At 42.1% G+C, this 20,346-nt stretch carries 15 protein-coding genes; 9 read left to right on the top strand and 6 right to left on the bottom strand.

Translation table 11 applies throughout. The features are described 5' to 3' along the window. From ACT8YW_RS15440 to ACT8YW_RS15420, 5 genes are all read right to left on the bottom strand, one after another. Nucleotides 1-302: metal-sulfur cluster assembly factor (locus ACT8YW_RS15440; RefSeq protein ID WP_444105966.1), on the bottom strand; the 302-nt coding region annotated here is incomplete at its 3' end. 106 nt (nucleotides 303-408) lie between these two features. Beyond that, nucleotides 409-1,104: a RadC family protein gene (gene radC / locus ACT8YW_RS15435; RefSeq protein ID WP_444105964.1), complete on the bottom strand. Its 696-nt coding sequence runs from the start codon at nucleotides 1,102-1,104 to the stop codon at nucleotides 409-411. Between the two features lie 170 nt (nucleotides 1,105-1,274). Further along, nucleotides 1,275-2,264: a glycosyltransferase gene (locus tag ACT8YW_RS15430; RefSeq protein ID WP_444105962.1), complete on the bottom strand. Its 990-nt coding sequence runs from the start codon at nucleotides 2,262-2,264 to the stop codon at nucleotides 1,275-1,277. Nucleotides 2,265-2,383: 119 nt separating this feature from the next. Next, nucleotides 2,384-2,824 (bottom strand): sigma-70 family RNA polymerase sigma factor, encoded by a 441-nt coding sequence (locus tag ACT8YW_RS15425; RefSeq protein ID WP_444105960.1) that lies wholly within the window; start codon nucleotides 2,822-2,824, stop codon nucleotides 2,384-2,386. 23 nt (nucleotides 2,825-2,847) lie between these two features. Continuing rightward, nucleotides 2,848-3,069: a hypothetical protein gene (locus ACT8YW_RS15420; RefSeq protein ID WP_444105958.1), complete on the bottom strand. Its 222-nt coding sequence runs from the start codon at nucleotides 3,067-3,069 to the stop codon at nucleotides 2,848-2,850. A gap of 333 nt (nucleotides 3,070-3,402) precedes the next feature. Between ACT8YW_RS15420 and ACT8YW_RS15415 the strand changes: the two genes are divergently transcribed. Genes ACT8YW_RS15415 through ACT8YW_RS15380 form a run of 8 tightly spaced genes read left to right on the top strand, consistent with a single transcriptional unit; the run spans nucleotide 3,403 to nucleotide 16,164 of the window. Further along, nucleotides 3,403-4,506, top strand: coding sequence for a hypothetical protein (locus ACT8YW_RS15415; protein WP_444105956.1), 1,104 nt, complete (start codon nucleotides 3,403-3,405; stop codon nucleotides 4,504-4,506). A 10-nt stretch (nucleotides 4,507-4,516) separates the two neighbouring features. Further along, nucleotides 4,517-6,580, top strand: coding sequence for a DUF5689 domain-containing protein (locus ACT8YW_RS15410; RefSeq protein ID WP_444105954.1), 2,064 nt, complete (start codon nucleotides 4,517-4,519; stop codon nucleotides 6,578-6,580). Nucleotides 6,581-6,594: 14 nt separating this feature from the next. Next, nucleotides 6,595-7,512: an endonuclease/exonuclease/phosphatase family protein gene (locus ACT8YW_RS15405; protein WP_008645136.1), complete on the top strand. Its 918-nt coding sequence runs from the start codon at nucleotides 6,595-6,597 to the stop codon at nucleotides 7,510-7,512. 35 nt (nucleotides 7,513-7,547) lie between these two features. Then, nucleotides 7,548-10,673: a SusC/RagA family TonB-linked outer membrane protein gene (locus ACT8YW_RS15400; RefSeq protein WP_192918788.1), complete on the top strand. Its 3,126-nt coding sequence runs from the start codon at nucleotides 7,548-7,550 to the stop codon at nucleotides 10,671-10,673. A gap of 28 nt (nucleotides 10,674-10,701) precedes the next feature. Beyond that, a complete protein-coding gene (locus tag ACT8YW_RS15395; protein WP_233562271.1) occupies nucleotides 10,702-12,213 on the top strand; it encodes a RagB/SusD family nutrient uptake outer membrane protein in 1,512 nt (503 codons plus the stop codon). 25 nt (nucleotides 12,214-12,238) lie between these two features. Continuing rightward, nucleotides 12,239-13,078, top strand: coding sequence for an endonuclease/exonuclease/phosphatase family protein (locus tag ACT8YW_RS15390; protein WP_157454363.1), 840 nt, complete (start codon nucleotides 12,239-12,241; stop codon nucleotides 13,076-13,078). 38 nt (nucleotides 13,079-13,116) lie between these two features. Continuing rightward, the gene (locus ACT8YW_RS15385) at nucleotides 13,117-13,815 is read left to right on the top strand and encodes a BACON domain-containing protein (protein WP_444105950.1); all 699 of its coding nucleotides are present in this window, start codon (nucleotides 13,117-13,119) and stop codon (nucleotides 13,813-13,815) included. Nucleotides 13,816-13,860: 45 nt separating this feature from the next. Beyond that, nucleotides 13,861-16,164 carry a DUF5689 domain-containing protein gene (locus ACT8YW_RS15380; protein ID WP_444105948.1) on the top strand — a complete coding sequence of 768 codons (2,304 nt, stop codon included), beginning with the start codon at nucleotides 13,861-13,863 and terminating at the stop codon, nucleotides 16,162-16,164. A gap of 75 nt (nucleotides 16,165-16,239) precedes the next feature. On the opposite strand, the gene ACT8YW_RS15375 is transcribed toward ACT8YW_RS15380, so the two are convergent. Next, nucleotides 16,240-17,331, bottom strand: a complete 1,092-nt coding sequence (locus ACT8YW_RS15375) for an SGNH/GDSL hydrolase family protein (RefSeq protein WP_444105946.1) — start codon at nucleotides 17,329-17,331, stop codon at nucleotides 16,240-16,242. Nucleotides 17,332-17,567: 236 nt separating this feature from the next. Here ACT8YW_RS15375 and ACT8YW_RS15370 point away from each other — a divergent pair, with 236 nt between their 5' ends. Further along, a complete protein-coding gene (locus ACT8YW_RS15370; RefSeq protein WP_444105944.1) occupies nucleotides 17,568-19,895 on the top strand; it encodes an Sb-PDE family phosphodiesterase in 2,328 nt (775 codons plus the stop codon). The last annotated feature ends 451 nt before the right edge of the window (nucleotides 19,896-20,346 follow it).

Here is a 20,346-nt window from a genome sequence, read left to right as displayed (position 1 = left end):
CCGAGTTCGAGTTTCGCTTCCTCACTCATCATATCTTTGTCCCATTCCGGTTCAAACACCAGATTAATGGTAGCCGCACTCACACCCTCCACCGATTCCACTTTCTGACGAATATCTTCCATGATAAAATCAGCAGCCGGACAGTTAGGGGCTGTCAATGTCATATCAAGTACCACTTCTCCATTATCGGAGACATCTATCTTATAAATCAGTCCAAGATCGTATACATTCACCGGAATTTCCGGATCGTACACCGTTTTTAGCATGGCTACAATCTTTTCTTCTATTTCAATCTTTTCCATACGTCTTCTCATTTTGTTATATATCGCAAAGATAGAGATAAAAAATGAATGAGAAACGTACCCAGATGGTAAATTGTTGCAAAAGGGAATAAAGATGTAGAGGAAATTAAAGCAATCCTTCATCCGCAAAGCTAAAGAACCCGTCTTCGCAAACGACGACATGATCTATCAGGTGGATATTCATTGTATCTGCCGCTTTACGAATATGTTCTGTCAGTGTTTTGTCAGGCTGACTAGGACGGATATTCCCTGAAGGATGATTATGGGCCACAGCTATTTGGGTGGCCCTTTGCAGCAATGCTTCCCGAAGGATGGTGCGTACATCGGTGTATGTTCCATCTATTCCACCGGTACTGATACGCACCTTATCAATCAGTTTCGTTGCCTGATTCAATAAAAGAACCCAGAATTCTTCTTGTTCGAGGTCGCACATCAAAGGTTGAAAAATATCATAAATATCTTTTGAACAGGTGATTTGAGGCCTTTCTTTTGTGTTTTGCAGTTTCCGACGCTTTCCAAGTTCCAATGCTGCCATCACTGTAATACTCTTCGCCGGTCCCATACCTTTAAAACGGGAATAATCGCAGACTTCCCATTTTGCCAGAGAATTGAGATTGTTATCACAAGACAGGAGCAGGCGTCGCATCAGTTCAACAGCACTTTCTTCCGTATTTCCGGAGCCGATTAATATAGCGAGTAGTTCGGCATCGCTCAATGCTGCTGCTCCCTTTTCCATCATTTTCTCCCGTGGGCGGTCCTCCAGTGCCCATTGGTTGATGGATAGTTTGTGTTTACTTTCCATTTACTATGTTTTGAAGGTGTAAAGGTAGGCTTATTTAATTTAATATGGAAAAAAACTTGATTATAGTCTTCTTCTTTTTTTATGCTAAGGTAAGTTGTACGACACCCGGGTGTCATGCAACATTCCTTTTAAGTAAAAATAGGAATGGTAGTAAACAAATTAAAAGTAGGTTACTTATAAAAATTCTTTTGGAAAGCCTCAAACTCATCTTTTCCTCTGACACAACGCTGCCACCATGCACGCCAAAAGCCTGTACCGTAGCCGATAAGTTGTATAAATGCAGCGGCTATGGAATAAATGCCAATAGCCAGACTCTTATTCTGAATAGTAGAATCCATGCATACCAGCAATGCATAAAGAATGATCGGCGTAAAACTGAAAAGACAGAATGGGGTTCCTAATAATAAGAGTGCCACTCCCAGCGTAAATACAGCAGGAAGCAAATGCACCAGTTTCAGAGAGTCCGGGTATTTCTTATAAAGATTAATACGGGCAATGCCGGAGTTATGCACTTGCTTGAAGAACTTCTTCAAATCAGTGCGGCGTTTGTGATACACCCAGGCATCCGGAAAAAGCCGGCAAGTATAGCCGTTCTTAAAGATACGGATACTAAAGTCAATATCCTCTCCAAAACGCATCTTTGAGAATCCGCCCAAAGCCTCATACACTGTCCGGCGAACTCCCATATTAAAACTGCGGGGATAGAATTTGTCCATCTTCTTTTTCCCGCCACGGATCCCTCCGGTCGTAAAGAAAGAAGTCATGGAATAGTTTATCGCCTTTTGGATATCCGTAAAAGAATCGTGCGCACGGTCGGGACCGCCGAAAGCGTCGGCAGGAGAAACGAGAAGTTCTTTCTCTACCGTATCGAAGTATCCTTCGGGAAGAATGACATCAGAATCTAATATAATAAGGTATTCCCCTTCGCTACGTTCTGCCCCGTAATTACGGGTTTGTCCCGGACCGGAGTTAGGTTTAGAGAAGTATTTTATATTCAACCGATCTGCATACCGTTCTACTACTTCTTTACAGGGAATGGAGGAACCATCTTCTACAACAACGACTTCGAAATCTTTAAAGTGTTGCATGGTAAGACTTTGCAATAATTCATCCACTTCATCGGGACGATTATAAACGGGGATTATGACAGAGTAACGCATATCAAAAATGGGATATAACTATTTGATATGCAAAGTAAGACAAAAAAAAGGAAACAGCTTCTTAGATTGACGAAAAATAAATGGAACGAGGATTCGTCTCCGCAATTTTATAAGAAGAACTAAAGTAACCAACTCATAAGCCTCATCCGGCTACCGGAATCTATATCTTGCTTTTGTAATGCCTCCAGTACGTCGCGAATAGCCGCAGCCAAATGATTATCTACTGTTTTAACCGAAATACCCAAGATTTCCGCCACTTCTTTATTCTTTAGACTATGATACTTGATTAGCATTAACACATTTCTTCTTTTCTCCGGCAAGCTTTTAATGATTGAATGAATCAGGCTGATTTCTTCTTTCGAGACGATGGTGGTTTCCGGAGTAACTGAACAATGAAATAAGTCATCGTGTACATCTTCTAAAGTCAGATAATCCCAACGCACTTCTTTTCGTTTCATATCGATCGCCTTGTTTTTTGTCAACACATAAAGATAGGTAAATATGTTATCTACGTCGGCTTTATGCCGGTTCATCCACAAAGACGTGAAAAGAATACGCATGCATTGTCTGACCACTATCCCAACTACATTCGTCTGAAAGTGAACACAAGTAATAAATAAGAATATATAGCACCGACAATGTTTCGTGCTACCACAATACTTTTTCCATCAATATAAAAACATCCCCGAAGCTTCAAGACTTTTGCTTCGGGGAAACTCCCGTAGCTTTTGTTTTTTGTGGCAAACACCTTCGATAAATCATCTCCAAGAAAACAATCTACCACAATAAAAAAGTTATTTTTCATGCGCCTTCCCTTTCTTTTTCTTTCTATTACATCTATTTTCTTTCGTTTTCTTTCTAAAAAGTTTGTTTATATGCTTTTTATATTTATATTTGTGGCGTCAACCTATAATAAAAGATAAAAGTAGAAACTACAAACGCTATGAAAAGAAAGAAACACTTATCACTTTACCGATGTGAATTTTGCATGAAACCCATGCTAAATTATTCCGATTTTGTTCTAATAGATAACCTCTTAACAGAACTGTAAATCCTCCGTCATTATTAAGCAATATATTATATAGTCATTTGCACTTAAAACAAAGAGTATTTTATTTTTAATTAATTTATATTTTATATGATGGAAATTAATTTATCGTGTAAACATTTGCCCAAGAATGTAAGATGGAGGCGATGGTTACCTCTGTTAACCTTATTCTTATTACTTCCTTCCTACTGGAGTTGCGATGACAGCGAAGAAGGAAGAAACGAGTTTATTAGTGTGAGTCATGTGGACAACCAGACAGGAGAGAAAGTAGAGATGAAGCCTGATGAAGCTCTCAATATTCCTCCTAAGGCAGGACAGCTTTCAATCTTTGTTAAGACTAATACGAATTATTCAGTTTTGGTACAAAGCAAAGTTCCTGCTAACGAACAGGAGGAAGAAGAAGTAATTGAAAATTGGTTGAAAGCAGAAAAAGTGGGCCGGAACGAAGCGACTGGTGAAGACGAATGGCATCTCGCATGGGAAGCACAAACCAAAGATTACAAACGCCGTATCGCTACCGTTTCAATCACCTCCCCCGAGGTCGACTACGGCAGGTTTATCAACATTCGCCAGGGATTCACAACCCGGCTAGGTGAAGATTTTGAATGGCTGAAATATGGTTCATCTACCGCCTCTCCCAATGTGACTACGAATGAGAAATTGATTGGTGACTGGACGGAAGCACAAAAAGAGTATCAGTGGTCGTCAACTATCGCAAAGGAGGAAGACAAAGCTTATTGTTATGGTAAATTCGGCTTTATCCGCCTTGGTGACGATCAAGGACATGGTGCTGATCTTATCACACCCTACATTACTGACATTGTAAGAGACTCTGTACTGCTTGTTTCATTTGATGCGGTCGCTTATACTGAAGAAGATGGGAAAAAAGATAACAATAAATTGGTTATCAACATATTGAATGGAGGCGAATTTGCTGATACCCATACTACGACAAAAACAATCGACCTGGATTATTATGACCCTCTTGATCCTGATGTACTTACTACAATGTGGAATAAAGGACGCCATAATTTTTATGTGGTAAGTCCTCCTGAACGCCCTGTTACTGCTAATACCAAATTTCAAATCATTGGTGGTGACTACACTCTCACTACAGGCAATAATCGTGTATTTGTAGATAATTTCTATGTCTATCGCTTGGACGATGTATATTATTATTTATTAGATGAATAAAAACAAAGTAATGAAAAACATATTTCTATATCTTAGTATCGTGACCTTGTCACTTTCCTGTTTTTCATGTGATGATGATGAAGAACTGGAAGTGGTAACCATTGGTGATGCGTCCAATATTTATATTTCGTCAGAAGCAGGCAGGCGTGAAGTCCCTTTGACAGCGACATGTGCATGGACGGTGGAGCGCGATTCATTAACCCGTCAATGGGTCAATATTGAGCGTAAGAGTGGAGAAGGAGACGGAAGTTTTAATTTAATTTGGCGAGCTAATGAAAAATTTCCTCGTAAAGGTAAAGTGATTGTAAAACTTGCCAATAAAGTAAAAGCAGATACTATCTATATTTATCAATATGGTGTATCTCCTTCTATCGCTTTTCCAGACAAAGAAGCCCGTGTTTCTGCAGTAGGTAAAGAATTGGAAGTGAATTTGAATACTAATATTCCTGCTAGTGACAGTACTCGTATTGCGATGACTGTGGATTATGACAAAGGCGAAGAGTGGGTATCACAGCTTTTATTTAACAAAGAAATGAATAAAATGCAGGTGAAGGTTGCTGCCAATGAGCCTGAAGTGGGAGAACGTAATGCTACACTACATATTACGTATGTTGATGACTGGGGAAAAGCTCATACTACAGATTTTAATATAGGTCAGATGGAGATGGGAGGTACCAAGCAAACCGAAACCATTTCATTTGCCGAGGTTCGCAAACTAGTGAACGATGCGACTGGTTCTCAAAAAATTGAGGAGGATGTGGCTATTGAGGGGATAGTCGTTTGCGATGCTACCGGTGCTAATAATGCAGCTAATACGCAGCTTTCTAAAACAGATATCGACCTAAGTACTACTTATCGCACTACTTATGTGCAGAGTTTAGATGGAAAGTATGGTTTTGCTTTGGTTTTTGATACAAAAGAACTGAATGAACTTGTTCCCTTCGATAAAGTGAAAATCTGGTTGAAAGGTCTGACTTTAAAGAAAGAAGATAATCCTCAACGTTACACGTTGACAGACATGACTTTCAAGAGCTTTATTTCTAAAGAAGAAGGTGATGCTACGAAGTTGGTAAAGAAAGAACGCACAATGTCTGAACTTACTGATAATGATGTGTATACTTTTGTAACATTGAAAAACTGTGAGTTTCCTATTCGTAAAGGGCCGTTTACACCTTTCAATGAGGGTTACTGTCCCACTTACAATCAGAAACGTGTTGACCGTTATCCTTTATTAATGCACGACAATCAGGGACAAAGTATGTTTTTGATGACAAATATTGATTGTCCTTACCGTCGCGATGGCAATATATTGCCACAAGGTTCAGGAACAATATCAGGCGTCATTGTACATGAAGAATACACTCGTTTCGAGAATGGTGGAGATATCGGACACTATCAGATGCGTCATCTCTCGCGTGAAGACATTAAAATCGACCAATCGAAAAACAATAGTTTTTCTACTATTATTGCTGAATGGAATGCATTTAAGCTTTCAGGTACGAAAGTACTTCCTTCTGAAGGAAATGGTGAATTATGGCATACTGCCGTAACTCCAACAGCCTCAACCGATTATGGTTATCTGGGAGTTATTGACGGAGTTACTGACGGAAAAGGTATTATATCCGCTAGCAAGAACTTGGCCTTCCAAGCTAAAACCTGGTGGAACTCTTCTACAGGAAAAGCAAATAGCTGGATGATTAAGTGTTCGACTTCTGGCATCACCGGCACACACGTATCACTACAACTTGCCACATTGAATTACAGCGTTGGCGCACCTCGCTACTGGAATGTAGAATGGTCTGAACATGGGAACGAAGATGGCGAATGGACGAAAGTTGGTGAGTACACAATTCCTGACGTAGTACAATGGGGAAATACACTCTACGAACAATTGAATGCATGGAAAAATACTAATATAGAGTTACCTCTTGATTTGTTGGGTAAAAGCACTGTCTATCTGCGCCTGATTCCTTCAGCTAATAAAGCCGGAACAACCACTACTTATGACACAGCTGTAATTAACAACAACAGCACAAGTGGACTAATGTATGTAAGCATTCGCTATAACAAATAAATAGATAACGTACAATGAATAAATTTAGCAAAATACTTTATGCTGCAATGGCATTGGCAATGGCTGTATGCAACTTCAGTTGTAGCGATGATGAAGAACTGCCGACTGGAGACCTCGAATTAAACAGCGGTTCCAGTGTGACGACTGAAACATTAAAAGTGTTGAGTTACAACGTACTTGAAGGAATGAAGTTGGATAAAGCCAACGACTACAACAACTTTGTAACTTGGGTCAGCGAACAGGCCCCCGACATTATGGCCATTGAAGAAACCAATGGATTTACCAAAGAAAAGCTAACAGCATTATCAGCTCGTTGGGGACACCCCTATGCCGAAATGTGCAAGGAAAGCGGCTATCCCGTATCTATCACTTCCAAATATCCCATTGAAGTGGTAAGCCGCATTTTGGATGGGGTATGGCACGGAGGTATTCATGTCAAGATCAAAGGTATCAACATTCTGGTACTTCATCTTTACCCTTTCTCGTATACCCCCTCCGGTTCAAATGCCGCCAATGGCGACGCTTACCGTTTGGAAGAGATTCAAACGTATCTCGACAATACTATCCGCAAGTATCCTGATGAAAAATACTGGCTGATGATGGGCGACTTCAATTCGTTCTCCCCACTTGATAAAAACGATCTTTCCGGGGGAAACACTATCAATTATCAGGTGCATCAAACCATTCTCGACAATGGATATAGAGATCCTGTTCGTGAGATGAATATCAACTTTGTGCGCAGCTGCCCTACCATTTACGGAGGATGGACAGGTCCCACCGAATCTTATAAAGGTTCGCGCATCGATTTCATCTATGCATCAGGAGAGGCTATGCGCAACATGCTCAATGCCCAGATCTTGATGGACAATTTCACCGACAACTATTCCGATCACTATCCAGTGACGGTAACTTGCCGCATTTATAATGAATAAACTTATTTAAGAAAGCGCTTAATCTATAAAAGCACATGAGACAATTAGTAAATAAATACAATGCATCGCTCTATCGGAATACTTTCCGAAATGCTTTGCTCATGCTGGTGGCATGTTGCCTGTTGCTTCCGGAAGCAGTGGCGCAGAACGCAAATCGAAAAATCAAAGTGACCGGAACGGTATTCGACGAAGAAGGCTTGCCCATGATTGGAGCAACCATCAGAGAAGCCACAACACATGTCGGCACCTTGACCGACCTTAACGGGTGGTATGAGATACAGGTCCCTGCCAATGGCACCCTAGAGGTTAGCTTTATCGGCTATGAAAAGAAAAGAATCAATGTGACGGGACGCGAAAAGATCAATGTAAAGCTCTTACCAGATAAGAAAACAGCCTTGGACGAAGTTGTAGTTATCGGTTATGGAGCTGTTAAGAAGGCCGATTTGACCGGTTCCGTATCGAATGTTAAAATGGGAGATATCCAAGACGCTCCGGTACTTTCTATCGACCAGGCTTTGCAAGGACGTATTGCCGGTGCGGATATCATGTCAACAACCGGTGAACCGGGTGCCACGACTTCTATCCGTATCCGTGGTACACGTTCAATCTCGGCCTCTAATGAACCGCTGATCGTAGTCGATGGTGTTATGGACGCCGTTCATGACCTGAACGACTTGAACACCGCCGATATCGAATCCATCTCTGTACTGAAGGATGCATCTTCTACGGCTATCTATGGTTCGAAAGGTAGTAATGGTGTTATCATCATCACCACCAAGAAGGGACTGTCAAATGCAGACAAACCGAGTATTAGCTTCAAAACAGATATCGGTTTCTCCAAAATTCCACAGAAGCTCGACATCATGAATGCATCTGAACTGGCACAATATCGTAACGATTATGCTTACTTTAATACCGCGGATGGAAATGATGAGATTACCGATGGCACTCCCCTGTCATCATACCCTTACTCCGATCCCTTCTCTTTGGGCGAAGGAACCGACTGGGTAAATACTATCGGACGTACAGCCATGTACCAGAATTACGCACTCTCTTTGTCAGGAGGAACAAAGAAAACGTCTTATTATGTTTCTTTGAGCTACAATAACACCGAGGGGGTAATTCGCCGCAGCGGTCAGGAACGTATCACGGGGCGTGTTTCACTTACCCACCAACTTTTTAATTGGATGAAAGTGGGATATACCGGCAATTACACTTGGCGACACAACGACGAGAATTTAGCTTCTATCGGTGGTACAGGATGGTGGAACTCCGCTATCTATTTGAGTCCTACCATTAAACCAATGGATGACTATAACCCGTTCTATTATTCCGGACAGAAGATCAACACTCCGTTGGCTACCATATTGCTCAACACCAATTATCAGGTACGCCACTCTACTAACCATACCGGTTTCATCGAAATCGAACCCATTAAGAATTTGAGGTTTAAAAGTCAGTTCACCTACTATATGTACCAGCGTCACACTTACCGCTACTATCCAAGCACCTTGCCTGCCAAGGTTGAAGGAGAGGGAGGCGAAGCCTATCGCGCCGAGTATGACGACCACAACCTCCTGACCGAAAACACCCTGTCTTATTTAAAGACATTGGACTCGGGCCACACATTCGACGGGCTTCTTGGTTTCACGGGACAGCGCCTTTCTTCAAATGATTTTTCTCTGAATGGCAAAGGGTATATGGACGACAACGTAAAATGGAATAACATGAATGCCGTACAAGATAAACAAACATACTCGGCCTCATCGAGCACCAGCAAGCGTACTAAAATGTCTCTATTGGCTCGTTTCAACTATAACTACAAACAGAGATACTATTTAACTGTAACTGGCCGTTATGATGGTGCTTCCAACTTTGCCGCTAATAACAAGTGGGGATTCTTCCCTTCCGCAGCTTTGAAATGGAATGCTGCTAAAGAAGAATTTATGAAAGGGGTCGACTGGGTTAATGAAATGGCGATCCGCGTGAGTGCCGGACGTACCGGTAATGACGCAATCAGCACCTATCGTTCGCTGGCTGCTCTTTCCAGTACCACAAATGGTTATCTTTTTGGCGGTTCACAACCTGCGGCATACTATCCTTCACGTCTGGCAAGCCCTAACCTGACTTGGGAAAAGACCGACCTCTACAATCTTGGTATTGACCTGGCGTTCCTGAACAACCGTTTGTTCGTGACTGCCGAAGCCTACATTTCGAAAACCAGAGACTTGTTGCTAACCTTACAGACACCGACACAAACCGGTTATTCTTCCCGCCTGACCAACATTGGCAAGACCTCAAACAAGGGAATCGAACTAACCATCGAGAGCCGTAATATCGAGAAACCGAAATTCTCATGGTCGACCACCTTCACCATTGCTCACAATGAACAAAATGTGGATGACATCGGTACGGAAGATTTCGTGAAAGCTTATGGTGCACCGGGCAACAACTCATACATGATGTATGGTTATGTAAAAGGTTACCCCTTGAACGCTCTATGGGGATTCAAATATGGTGGTGTATGGAAAAACCAAGACGAAGTGAACCGTAATAAAGCTACTTTTGCCTACGCATCTCCTTCTACAACTTCAAACGGTTCGGTGCGTTACTACGATATCAACCACGACGGAACGCTTAGTCAGGACGACTTGGTTTATCTGGGCAATGCCGATCCTTGGATTTATGGAGGTTTGCAGAACACCTTCCGTTTCGGTAACTTAAAAGTGGGTATCTACTTCAACTACTCCCTGGGTGGCAAAATTTACAACTATGCCGAACTCTATATGTCGGGAAGTACGTTTACCAACCAATACCGTTACATGCTCGACTCTTGGCATCCGGTTCGTAACCCGAACTCCGATCTTCCTCGTGCCGGGAGTATTGATACACACGTACCCAGTGACTTGCAGATTCATGATGCAACCTTCCTGCGCTTGAAGAGTATTTCCATCGGCTACACATTCAACCTTTACAAGAAAACGAAATGTATCCGTGATCTGACTTTGAGTGTAAACGGTGAGAATCTCTACCTCTGGAAGAAATACAACGGATTCGACCCTGACGTATCAACCAGCGGCGATTCTACCCTACGACGTATGGACTTGGGTGCATACCCGAAACCGCGTACCATTACGTTCAGTGCCCAAATCAGATATTAATTAATGCAATAATATGAAAACTATGATAATGAAGAAAAGAAAAAATTGGTTGACCGCTCTTCTGTCAATGTTCGTGCTAGCTTCCTGTAGTCTGGAAGAAGATACGTCAAGTTTTTCTACACCCGATAACTTTTATCAGACGAAGGAACAATGTCTCTCTGCACTCAACTCGTGTTACATTCCTTTAAACGGAACTTATAACTATACACTCTTTATCGCTACAGAGTCTTGCACCGACCTCATGTATATCAATTCGGGGACATTGGATTCCCGTCTGGATATTTCCCCCGCAAAGCCCCGCCACGGTGAAACCGTTTGGAACAATGGCTACAAAGGCGTAATGTACTGTAACGCTGCCATCAATGGAATCGAAAACTCTCCACTCGAAGAGAATGAGAAACTTCCTCTGTTAGGCGAAGGCAAAATCATGCGTGCGTTCTATTACTACCTGCTGACTTCATTCTTTGGCGATGTGCCTTTTTATACAGAACATGTGGCAGATGTGGAAACACAGCAAAAGATAGGACGCTTGGGCCGTATGTCAGCTGTGGAAACGCGTGAATATCTAATAAAGGAATTATCAGCAATTGTTCCCCTAATGGATCAGGTACGTTCGTCAGAAGTGGCCTCCAATCGTACGGGTGCTGCCACAGGATGGATGCTGATTGCCAAAATGGCGATGTGGAACAAGAAGTGGGATACAGCGATTGACGCAATATCCAAGCTCGAAGAGATTTATGGCGACCTCGGTCAATATCCACTCGAAGATGTAATGTTCCGTAACAAGAATACGCCTGAATCAATCTTTGAAATCCAGCACTCTTATGTAGCCGGTGGTTTGAACTATACCTCCAACCTTGCCAGCATTTGTATGCCTATCACCCGCCGTTCAGGTACCTGCGAATATGACGGCGTGGAAATTCCGGAATTGGGCGACAAGTCTACTTGTTGGACTCCCTGGCGTCCCACTGCTTATTTCTGCCAGAATCTGCAAACAAAGATTGGCGGTGACTTACGTGCCAAATATAATATGGCTTGGGAATACAACGGCCATGCTTTCAAAAGTGTAAGCACTGCCCCCTGGCCGGGCCCGAAATTCTGGTGTCCATATCTTGACAGTAGCCGCGACGGAAATAATTATAAGATATTCCGCTATGCCGACGCACTGTTAATGAAAGCAGAATGTTACTGCCAGCTGGAGCAAGATCCTGACATTGCCATGAAATATCTGAATATGACCCGCAACCGTGCAGGCATTGGTGACTACCCGAAATTCCGCACTTGGGCACGATTGATGGATGAAATCCAAAAAGAGCGCGGACGCGAACTGATTGGTGAGTTCCAGCGTAAATTCGACCTGGTTCGTTGGGGAATCTGGTATACGCAGACTTATGAAAACACCGGTTCATCAAGTTTAAAAGAGAATATCCGTCCTTGTCATGAATACTATCCAATTCCGGACACGCAGGTCGTTTATTCCGGCTATGCACTCGATAACAAAGCTTATGATGCTTACTACGGTTCAACTACTCCTCAATAATAATTTATCCAGATATTCAAATCATATGAAACTAAATTGTCTAGGAATAACACTATTTGCATTAATGATGGCTTTGCCTGGGTTTGCCAAAGACAAACGAGGGAAACAGGCCATGAAAATTATATCTTACAACATAGAATATGGTATGCGTGCCGATACCACCGCAGGAAAGACCATATTCTCTACATGGATGCGCAACCAGGATCCCGACATCGTATGTCTGCAGGAAGCCAATAAATTTACGCAGAAATCACTTGAAGCATTAGCTGCCTCCTATGGGCACCCTTATGCAGTGTTGCAGAAAGAGAAAGGATTTCCTACTGCCATAACATCTAAATATCCTATCGTGAACATCATGAAGGTGGAAAACAACATGTGGCATGGATTCGTAATGGGTACGATAAATGGTTACCACATTATTTCGCTGCACCTTAGTCCACACCGTTATGAGAGCCGCCAGCTTGACATTGATCTTATTCTCGAAACCATCCGCCAAAATGGACCATTCGAGAAATGGCTCATCATGGGTGACTTCAATTCCGTATCCCCCGTCGATGCCGGAAAATATGCCGACGGACGCCTGGCCGACCGCCTTCGCAAAGAAGAAGAAAAGCGCCCTGCATTAAAGAATCTCGTAAATGGAGAAATCGACTACTCGGTGCATCAACGTATTCTTGATTTCGGTTTTATTGATTCGGCACGTCTCGATAAAAACTTTTCGGAGAAAAATTTCGGGGCACGTATTGACTTCATCTATATTTCGCCTGACTTGAAGTCCGCTTTCACCGGAGGGAACTTTATCATCGACGACTTTACCAAGAAATACTCCGACCATCGTCCGGTCTATATGACTTGGGAAAAATGATAGAACTGTTACTATAATTAATGAAACAATTTACAATTATGATACGAAGAAAATACTTATATCATTCACTCCTACTGATAATCTCGACATTCAGCTTCATACTTACAAGCTGTGAGAAAGATTTTGAATGGGAACTTCCACTGGCTTTCACACAGAAGAATCTGATTTTATCTTCGGGCACAGGAACCACCCACATCTTAGTGTATGCCACGAAGAACTGGAATGCTCATTTCGTGGAGAAAGTGGACTGGGCTTCTATCGACCGCCTCTCTGGTAAGGAGAACAGCGAAATCATATTCTCATACGCTGCCAACTATGGTGTAAACCGTAAAGTGCAACTGGCTTTTGAAACCGAAGAGCATCTTTGTGATACAATAACATTGGTACAGAGCGGCGAAATTTCGTCAAGTGACGCTCGCCTTATCATCAATGAACAGACAGTAGAAACGCCAGCTTCCACCACTACACTCGACTTGGAGCTCGACACGAATCTAAAGTACGACCTCTACCGCATCAGGTATCTCGTAACGTATAGCTCCGCCCCCCCCGAAGAAAATTGGATTGAAGAAGTATCCTATGATAGCGAAAAACTTCATATCAAACTGGCTGCCAATCCTGCTTATGAGCCCCGCAGCGCCCAAGTGCGTTTAGCAATTTCCATCCCCGCCAATACAATTAATGGTGGTCAGAAAGTAGTGACAACCAGCACTACGATTACCCAACTGGGAAAGGAATGAAAATAAAAGAATTAGTGTTTATCAGTTAAATACAATGACTCTAATATGAAACAATTTATTAAATACAGACCAATACAACTGGTCACTTTTTTAGGAGCTTTCATGCTTTCATTGTCTGCCTGCGAATTGGACAATGGAGATGAAGCCAACTTTGAAGAATTTGGAGCCGACGGAAAAACCTATACGCTCTCTTCTGATGCTGGCGACTTGGCAATTAAAGTCTATTCAAACCAGAATTATAACATTGCGCTTGAAGATAATAACGGTGAATGGGTAGCAGTAGCCGAAAGAAATCTTTCGGGAGACGGTACACTCCATGTAGAGTACGATTTTAACGATGGCTTCCCGCGTATGGCGAAGATCTGCCTGACTGCCACTAGTGCAAACCTTTCAGATACGATCTACCTGAAACAGAAAGGCGTGAAAACCCCGACATTTAAATTAGCCAAGCCTAATATGACTGTACATGGTTATGGAGGCGAAGTTAGAGCAGAGCTTGATATGAATGTCGACATAAAAGATCTCCATATCAGTGTAGATTACACAAGTGACGAAGCAGCTATGACAGTGCCCGACAAAGAGGATGGCTGGGTCAGGGATATCACTTATGAGAATGGTTTTCTTATCATCCAGACCGATCCGAATCCCGACGAACGCGCAGTACGTACTGCTACCGTTAATTTGGTTTACATTGACGGTTGGGAAGTCGAAAACAAACAACAACTTTTCCTAATGCAAGCAAATGCAAAGGACGAGTTGGGCGTTGAGGTTTCGTTTATAGATGTTCGCAATTTGGGTGATACGGACGGCATGAAGGTGACCGATGATATTTATATTACCGGATATGTAGTAAGCGACCGCAACTCCGGCAATGTAGGCGATAACATACAGACTACCCAAAATTCAATTGACTATACTATCGCACAGAAGACCGCTTATATCGAGAGCCTTGACGGACGTTACGGATTTTGTATTGAAACTCCCACAGTGGACGACAATACGTTCTCACGTTACAGCAAAGTGCAGATCCTATTAAAAGGAACCAAGGTAATCCTGCAAGAAGATCCCGAACGTTACACGATTTCCGGAGTAACAGCTTCTATGGTCATGTCGTCCACTGAAGGTACTGCGTCGGATTTGCCTGTAAAAGAAAAATATATGAGAGATCTGACGGACGAAGACATCTATACTTATGTCACACTGAAAGATTGTGAACTGCCTGTCCGCAAAGGCAGCCTGACTCCGATCAACGAAGGTTATGCCAATGCCGGTGGTGCCCATCGTTGTGCCAAATATGCAACGCTGATGCGTGATATCAATGGTAACAGCATGTATATCTACACCAATACGACTTGCCTTTATCGCCGTGACGGTACTCGTTTGCCTTATGGTTCAGGTAACATGTCCGGTGTTATCGTACATGAGCTTTTCACTCGTTTCGAATACCTGGAAGCAGCAAACGGATTGATTGATGAAGAAAAAGCCGGCGACATCGGTCGTTATCAGATTCGCCACATGTCGAGATCCGACTTTAAGATGGCAGATGATTTCAAAAACAGTTTTTCAGGCTTGATTACTGAATTCCGTTATATCAACACCAATGGCATCATCAAAGAAGATGGTTCTTTCCCTTCTACCTATGGAGATGGAGGTCGCTTCCGTCACACTTATACCAAACATCAGATCGGCAACGGTTTGCGTGGAAATGGTAGTGGTGATTACACATATCTTGGGCCTGTAGGTAATAGCGCAACCGGTCCTTTTGGAGACAATAGAGGCAATGTAAACGGGTTCGGTATTATTCTTGAAGATGGAACAGACTATCAGAAGAATTATCAAGATACCAACACTGACGGTAAAGGCAATACAGGCGGCAATGCCTGGCTGGCTTGGGCGAACCCCTACTGGTGGGATGAAGAGAACAATCGCGGGTATGCCTGGATTGTAAACTTCTCGACTAAAAACATCGCAACCAATCATCTTTCCATGCAGCTTAGTGTCAGCAATAATGCCGGTAACCAAGTGAGCAAACCCCGCTTCTGGAAAGCCGAATGGTCATTGACCGGTGATATGGACAATGAAGCCGACTGGAATTACATCACCTCCTATACCGTACCTGATATGGTAGTATGGGCCAACACGTTGTTATCACAGTGTCCGGGCTATAAAGCCATTGATGTGGAGCTGCCATTGACCTTGCTGGGTAAAGAGAATGTGTATATTCGTTTAATGCCCGAGAACAACAAAGCCAGCAACGGTGCTTCCTGGGTTGATAAGGGAGCTACGATTTCGGTAAAGGGTGATGCAACCAGTGCCATGAATTATTTTGCTATTCGTTATAATAAATAGGGCATACCCCCAGTCCGGATTTATTAAAAAGAAGCCTCTTCTTCTACCTTAACGGTAGTCGAAGAGGCTTTCCTCTCATCTTTCCGCATGCCTTATAAGCTTTTTCACCACCGGATAAATTCCTTTTGCAAACCTATCAAATCCTAAATCTGTAAAATGCTCGCCGTCAACCGTACTCTCTCCATCCTCGCCCAATAAATGTTCCGATTTTAAATAGTGCAGATTCTGATAACCTTTCTTCTTTAACTCCCTAAATGCTTTTCGTAATGCCTCATTACTCTCTTCCACCCACTCCCCTTTTTTCAAATTAAACTCTGCCAATGGAAAAGGAACGTGTTCTATAAACAAAATCTGTACTCCCGGTATTTTATCTTCAATAATACTCATAAATCGTTCAATACGCTCATTCAACATAGAAGCACTCACATTGGGAATAAAATCCATCACAATAACAGAAGGATTTCGATGTGTCATCAATTCTGCTATTTCATATTCCAAATGTCCATGTCCGCTAAAACCCAAATTCACAACTTCCCTGTTTAGCATACGGGAAAGGATATTTGTATAGGCCATCCCCGGACGCGTTGCACAACCGCCTTGAGTGATACTTGTTCCATAACAGATAACAGGACGTTCTGTTACGGGTGATTCCACTTGCGGTTGGCGAATCACAGCCTTTTCTTCTATTCCTATTTCAAGTGTTTCAATACCATCATAAAGGGGCAGGTAAAGCATATACTCATTCATTTCACCTTTCATATCAGAAATGATAACTCCCTCGTTCTCCTTGCCTTTTGGACGAGCACAATGCACATAACGCCATTTGCCACTTTTTAGCACATAAAGATCAAGTCCCTTTACGCCTACCATGGCCATGTGTGACATACTGTTATTCCTTTTTGTTACCCATTTGGCAGCAATCGCTGTTGAATTGGTCGCAAAGCGTACAGCCAGTCCGGGTGTATCCTGCCCCAATATCCATACCCACTTTTTACTTTCCCCCTTACAGGAAAGAGGTAAACGGGCATAACGCCCTTCCGTATCGTCAGACATCTTACCAATAAGCGGAAAATCATCTGCATTATAATATTTCAAACTCTGCCCCATTGCAGTAACAACGCAGCAAACGAACACATACACACTTACAATTAGTTTCTTTTGAGTCATGGTTTTAAAAATTAGCATTAATAATAAAAAGCAAACAGAGAAACAAAGGAAACACAAAAGTATAATATTCAAAAGCAAACAACAAGAAAAAGCAATTAAAAAAGAAAATATCTCTTAATTAGTTTCGTTTTACAACCTTTTATAATTATCTTTGCTTCAAATAAGCCACTAAAGAAAACGAAGTAAAAACCTAATTAAGTATTAAATCTATATAACCCTTTAAAAACGACTCCTGTATGAGCAAGAAACTATTATGTATAATGTGTTGTCTTTTCACCACATTAACTACATTTTCACAAAACAAAGAAGAAAGTTTATCTACTCCGGAATTATTTGACTTCGTATTGTTAAAATGCGATTTGAGCTCTCCCGTCGAAAGCAAAGATGCAATAGACGGAGCCTTCAAGAAAGGATTAAACGGTATTTTCATCAACAACAAAGAACTGGCGAGCTATGCTACAAACAAAGGAATGGTAGCTGTCAGCAAATATACGATGTCAAAATGTCAAACCATACTAGATAATATAAAAAACAAAACAACTCTAGTGTTTGCACGTGAAAGGAGTGACGGATATCTCCGCAATGCCTTGTTAGATCACTGCTTTGTAGCATTATTAAACGACACAATTTCCGGCGAGGAAAGATGGCTAAAGAAGCTAATAAACTCTTCTTTGGATATACGCACCCGTCTTATCAATAATAATACCCGTATGGTAGTTGATGTCACCAACAAAAGCAGTATCCCTTATCACATTCATATAACCCAATGCGATAATTTAAAACCGGAACAAAAAGAAGTGACCCTGTCTCCAATGAGCCAAACTACTTTGTTTTTGAATGGTGACGATATCAAATCTCCTCAATACACATTGCGTGCAAGCATCAAAAATGCGTTCAATACAGAGAAAAAGCCACTAGAGTATGCTTTCCGCCTTCGTGGTATGGATTATATGGTAGGAACAGAATCTCAAAACATGTATAACATCATCCCTGCCCCACGCTCTCTCGAAGAGAAACAAGGCAAATTCATCTTTAATAAAGAAACCCGCATTATACTAAAAGATAAAAATGCCGAAGCGCCTTTACGATTCCTGACGGACAGATTAACTCGGATAGCACAATTGCCTCTAAAAATACAGAAGAGCACTAAAAACATTTCCGGTAACTATTTGATTTTCAGCCGTGCCAACGATCCTACATTAGGAAATGAAGGTTATAAAATCAATATTTCTCCCGAACAGATACAGGTACTGGCAGACAAAGAAGCCGGATTCTTCTATGCCATACAGTCTTTATTGCAACTGCTTCCACCGGAAATCTACTCCAACACAACAGCATACACAAACGAATGGAGTATCCCTGCAGCGAACATTACGGATATACCACAATTTGAATACCGGGGATTACACTTAGACGTAGGCCGACATTTATATCCTGTTTCTTTTATCAAAAAATACATTGACTTAATGTCTATGCAAAAAATGAATCGTTTTCATTGGCATCTGACAGAAGATCAAGGATGGAGGATAGAAATCAAGAAGCATCCGAAGCTGACCGAAATCGGTTCCATGCGCAAAGAAACAATCATCAACCGATATTCTGCCGCAATTCCAGGAATATACGACGGTACACCTTATGGAGGATTTTACACACAAGAAGAAATCAAAGAGATAGTGGCGTATGCCAAAGAACGTTATATTACCATCATCCCCGAAGTTGATCTCCCGGGACACATGCTCGCCGCACTGGCTACTTATCCCGAATTAGGATGCACGGGAGGACCTTATGAGGTAGGTACAAGATGGGGAATCTACGACGATGTACTTTGTGCCGGTAATGAAAACATCTATCCTTTCATTGAAGATGTCCTGCTGGAGGTATTCAAGTTATTTCCCGGAGAATATGTACATATAGGAGGAGACGAATGTCCGAAAACACGTTGGAAATCCTGTCCGAAATGCCAATCGAAAATAAAAGAACTGAAATTGAAAGACGAACATGAACTTCAGAGCTATGTCATCAGAAGAGTTGAAAAATTCTTGAATAAGAATGGGAAGAAGCTGATTGGATGGGATGAAATATTAGAAGGCGGGATAGCCCCTAATGCAGCGTTGATGTCATGGAGAGGTGTTGCCGGAGGAATTACCGCGGCAAAATCAGGGCATCCGGTCATCATGACTCCTAACACTTATGTATATCTTGACCACTACCAGGCAAGCATGGATATATCTCCTTTAGCAAACGGACGAATCTGCGCACTCGAATGGACATACGGGTACAACCCGATTCCCAAGGAATTGACGGAACAAGAAGCAAAACATATAAAAGGAGTACAAGCCAATGTATGGACAGAATACATAAAAACTCCGGAGCAAGTGGAATACATGGCATACCCCCGCGCCAATGCTGTTGCCGAAATAGGCTGGAGTAGCCCAGAGCACAAAAATTGGGAGGACTATTTAGACAGGCTTCAATATCAATTCAAAAGATGGCAATTTTATGGTCTGAATTGCGCAACCCATTACAAGAGTTTTTCACCACAGACACAGAGGGCACAGAGGTGAATTTGGTTTATGACTTACGGTTGTGACCCTAATTTTAATGCGTAATCCTCCTCTACAAAGTTGAAAAAATATAAAAACATCTGCCACCTGCAACCAAACGCGTGTAATGCACTAGTTGATAAATAGTTGGAGCGTGGCAGATACTGTTGCAGATAGGTTGCAGTTCAAAGTATCTGCAACACAGTATAAGCCTTGCATAAGCCAATTCTGCAGGAGGGCAAAAGTTTATTTAAATACATAACGTCCTGTCCCCAGGCGGGAAACTGTCGTTTCCGGCCTTAGAAACTACAGTTTCCACGGCGGGACACGGCAGTTTCTAAGGCAAGACACGACAGTTTCTACGCAAGGATACTGTCGTGTCTCCGTAGAGACACCACGATATCTCCATAGAGTCATCCCAATTATCCCATAGCTTTGCATCAAGGAATCAAGGTTTTTTCTTTGATTATAT

It is taken from the genome of Bacteroides sp., assembly GCF_052357945.1.
Classification (GTDB): Bacteria; Bacteroidota; Bacteroidia; order Bacteroidales; family Bacteroidaceae; genus Bacteroides.
The sequence above is the reverse complement of the archived record's forward strand: the minus strand, read 5'-3'. Positions and strand labels throughout refer to the sequence as shown.

Excerpts from the sequence above, each read along its gene's own strand:
- ACT8YW_RS15370 (WP_444105944.1), top strand. The coding sequence starts at position 17,568 with ATGAGCAAGAAACTATTATGTATAATGTGTTGTCTTTTCACCACATTA.
- ACT8YW_RS15425 (WP_444105960.1), bottom strand. The coding sequence starts at position 2,824 with ATGCGTATTCTTTTCACGTCTTTGTGGATGAACCGGCATAAAGCCGAC.
- ACT8YW_RS15430 (WP_444105962.1), bottom strand. The coding sequence starts at position 2,264 with ATGCGTTACTCTGTCATAATCCCCGTTTATAATCGTCCCGATGAAGTG.
- radC (WP_444105964.1), bottom strand. The coding sequence starts at position 1,104 with ATGGAAAGTAAACACAAACTATCCATCAACCAATGGGCACTGGAGGAC.
- ACT8YW_RS15420 (WP_444105958.1), bottom strand. The coding sequence starts at position 3,069 with ATGAAAAATAACTTTTTTATTGTGGTAGATTGTTTTCTTGGAGATGAT.
- ACT8YW_RS15375 (WP_444105946.1), bottom strand. The coding sequence starts at position 17,331 with ATGACTCAAAAGAAACTAATTGTAAGTGTGTATGTGTTCGTTTGCTGC.
- ACT8YW_RS15380 (WP_444105948.1), top strand. The coding sequence starts at position 13,861 with ATGAAACAATTTATTAAATACAGACCAATACAACTGGTCACTTTTTTA.
- ACT8YW_RS15390 (WP_157454363.1), top strand. The coding sequence starts at position 12,239 with ATGAAACTAAATTGTCTAGGAATAACACTATTTGCATTAATGATGGCT.
- ACT8YW_RS15415 (WP_444105956.1), top strand. The coding sequence starts at position 3,403 with ATGATGGAAATTAATTTATCGTGTAAACATTTGCCCAAGAATGTAAGA.
- ACT8YW_RS15405 (WP_008645136.1), top strand. The coding sequence starts at position 6,595 with ATGAATAAATTTAGCAAAATACTTTATGCTGCAATGGCATTGGCAATG.
- ACT8YW_RS15400 (WP_192918788.1), top strand. The coding sequence starts at position 7,548 with ATGAGACAATTAGTAAATAAATACAATGCATCGCTCTATCGGAATACT.
- ACT8YW_RS15410 (WP_444105954.1), top strand. The coding sequence starts at position 4,517 with ATGAAAAACATATTTCTATATCTTAGTATCGTGACCTTGTCACTTTCC.
- ACT8YW_RS15395 (WP_233562271.1), top strand. The coding sequence starts at position 10,702 with ATGAAGAAAAGAAAAAATTGGTTGACCGCTCTTCTGTCAATGTTCGTG.
- ACT8YW_RS15385 (WP_444105950.1), top strand. The coding sequence starts at position 13,117 with ATGATACGAAGAAAATACTTATATCATTCACTCCTACTGATAATCTCG.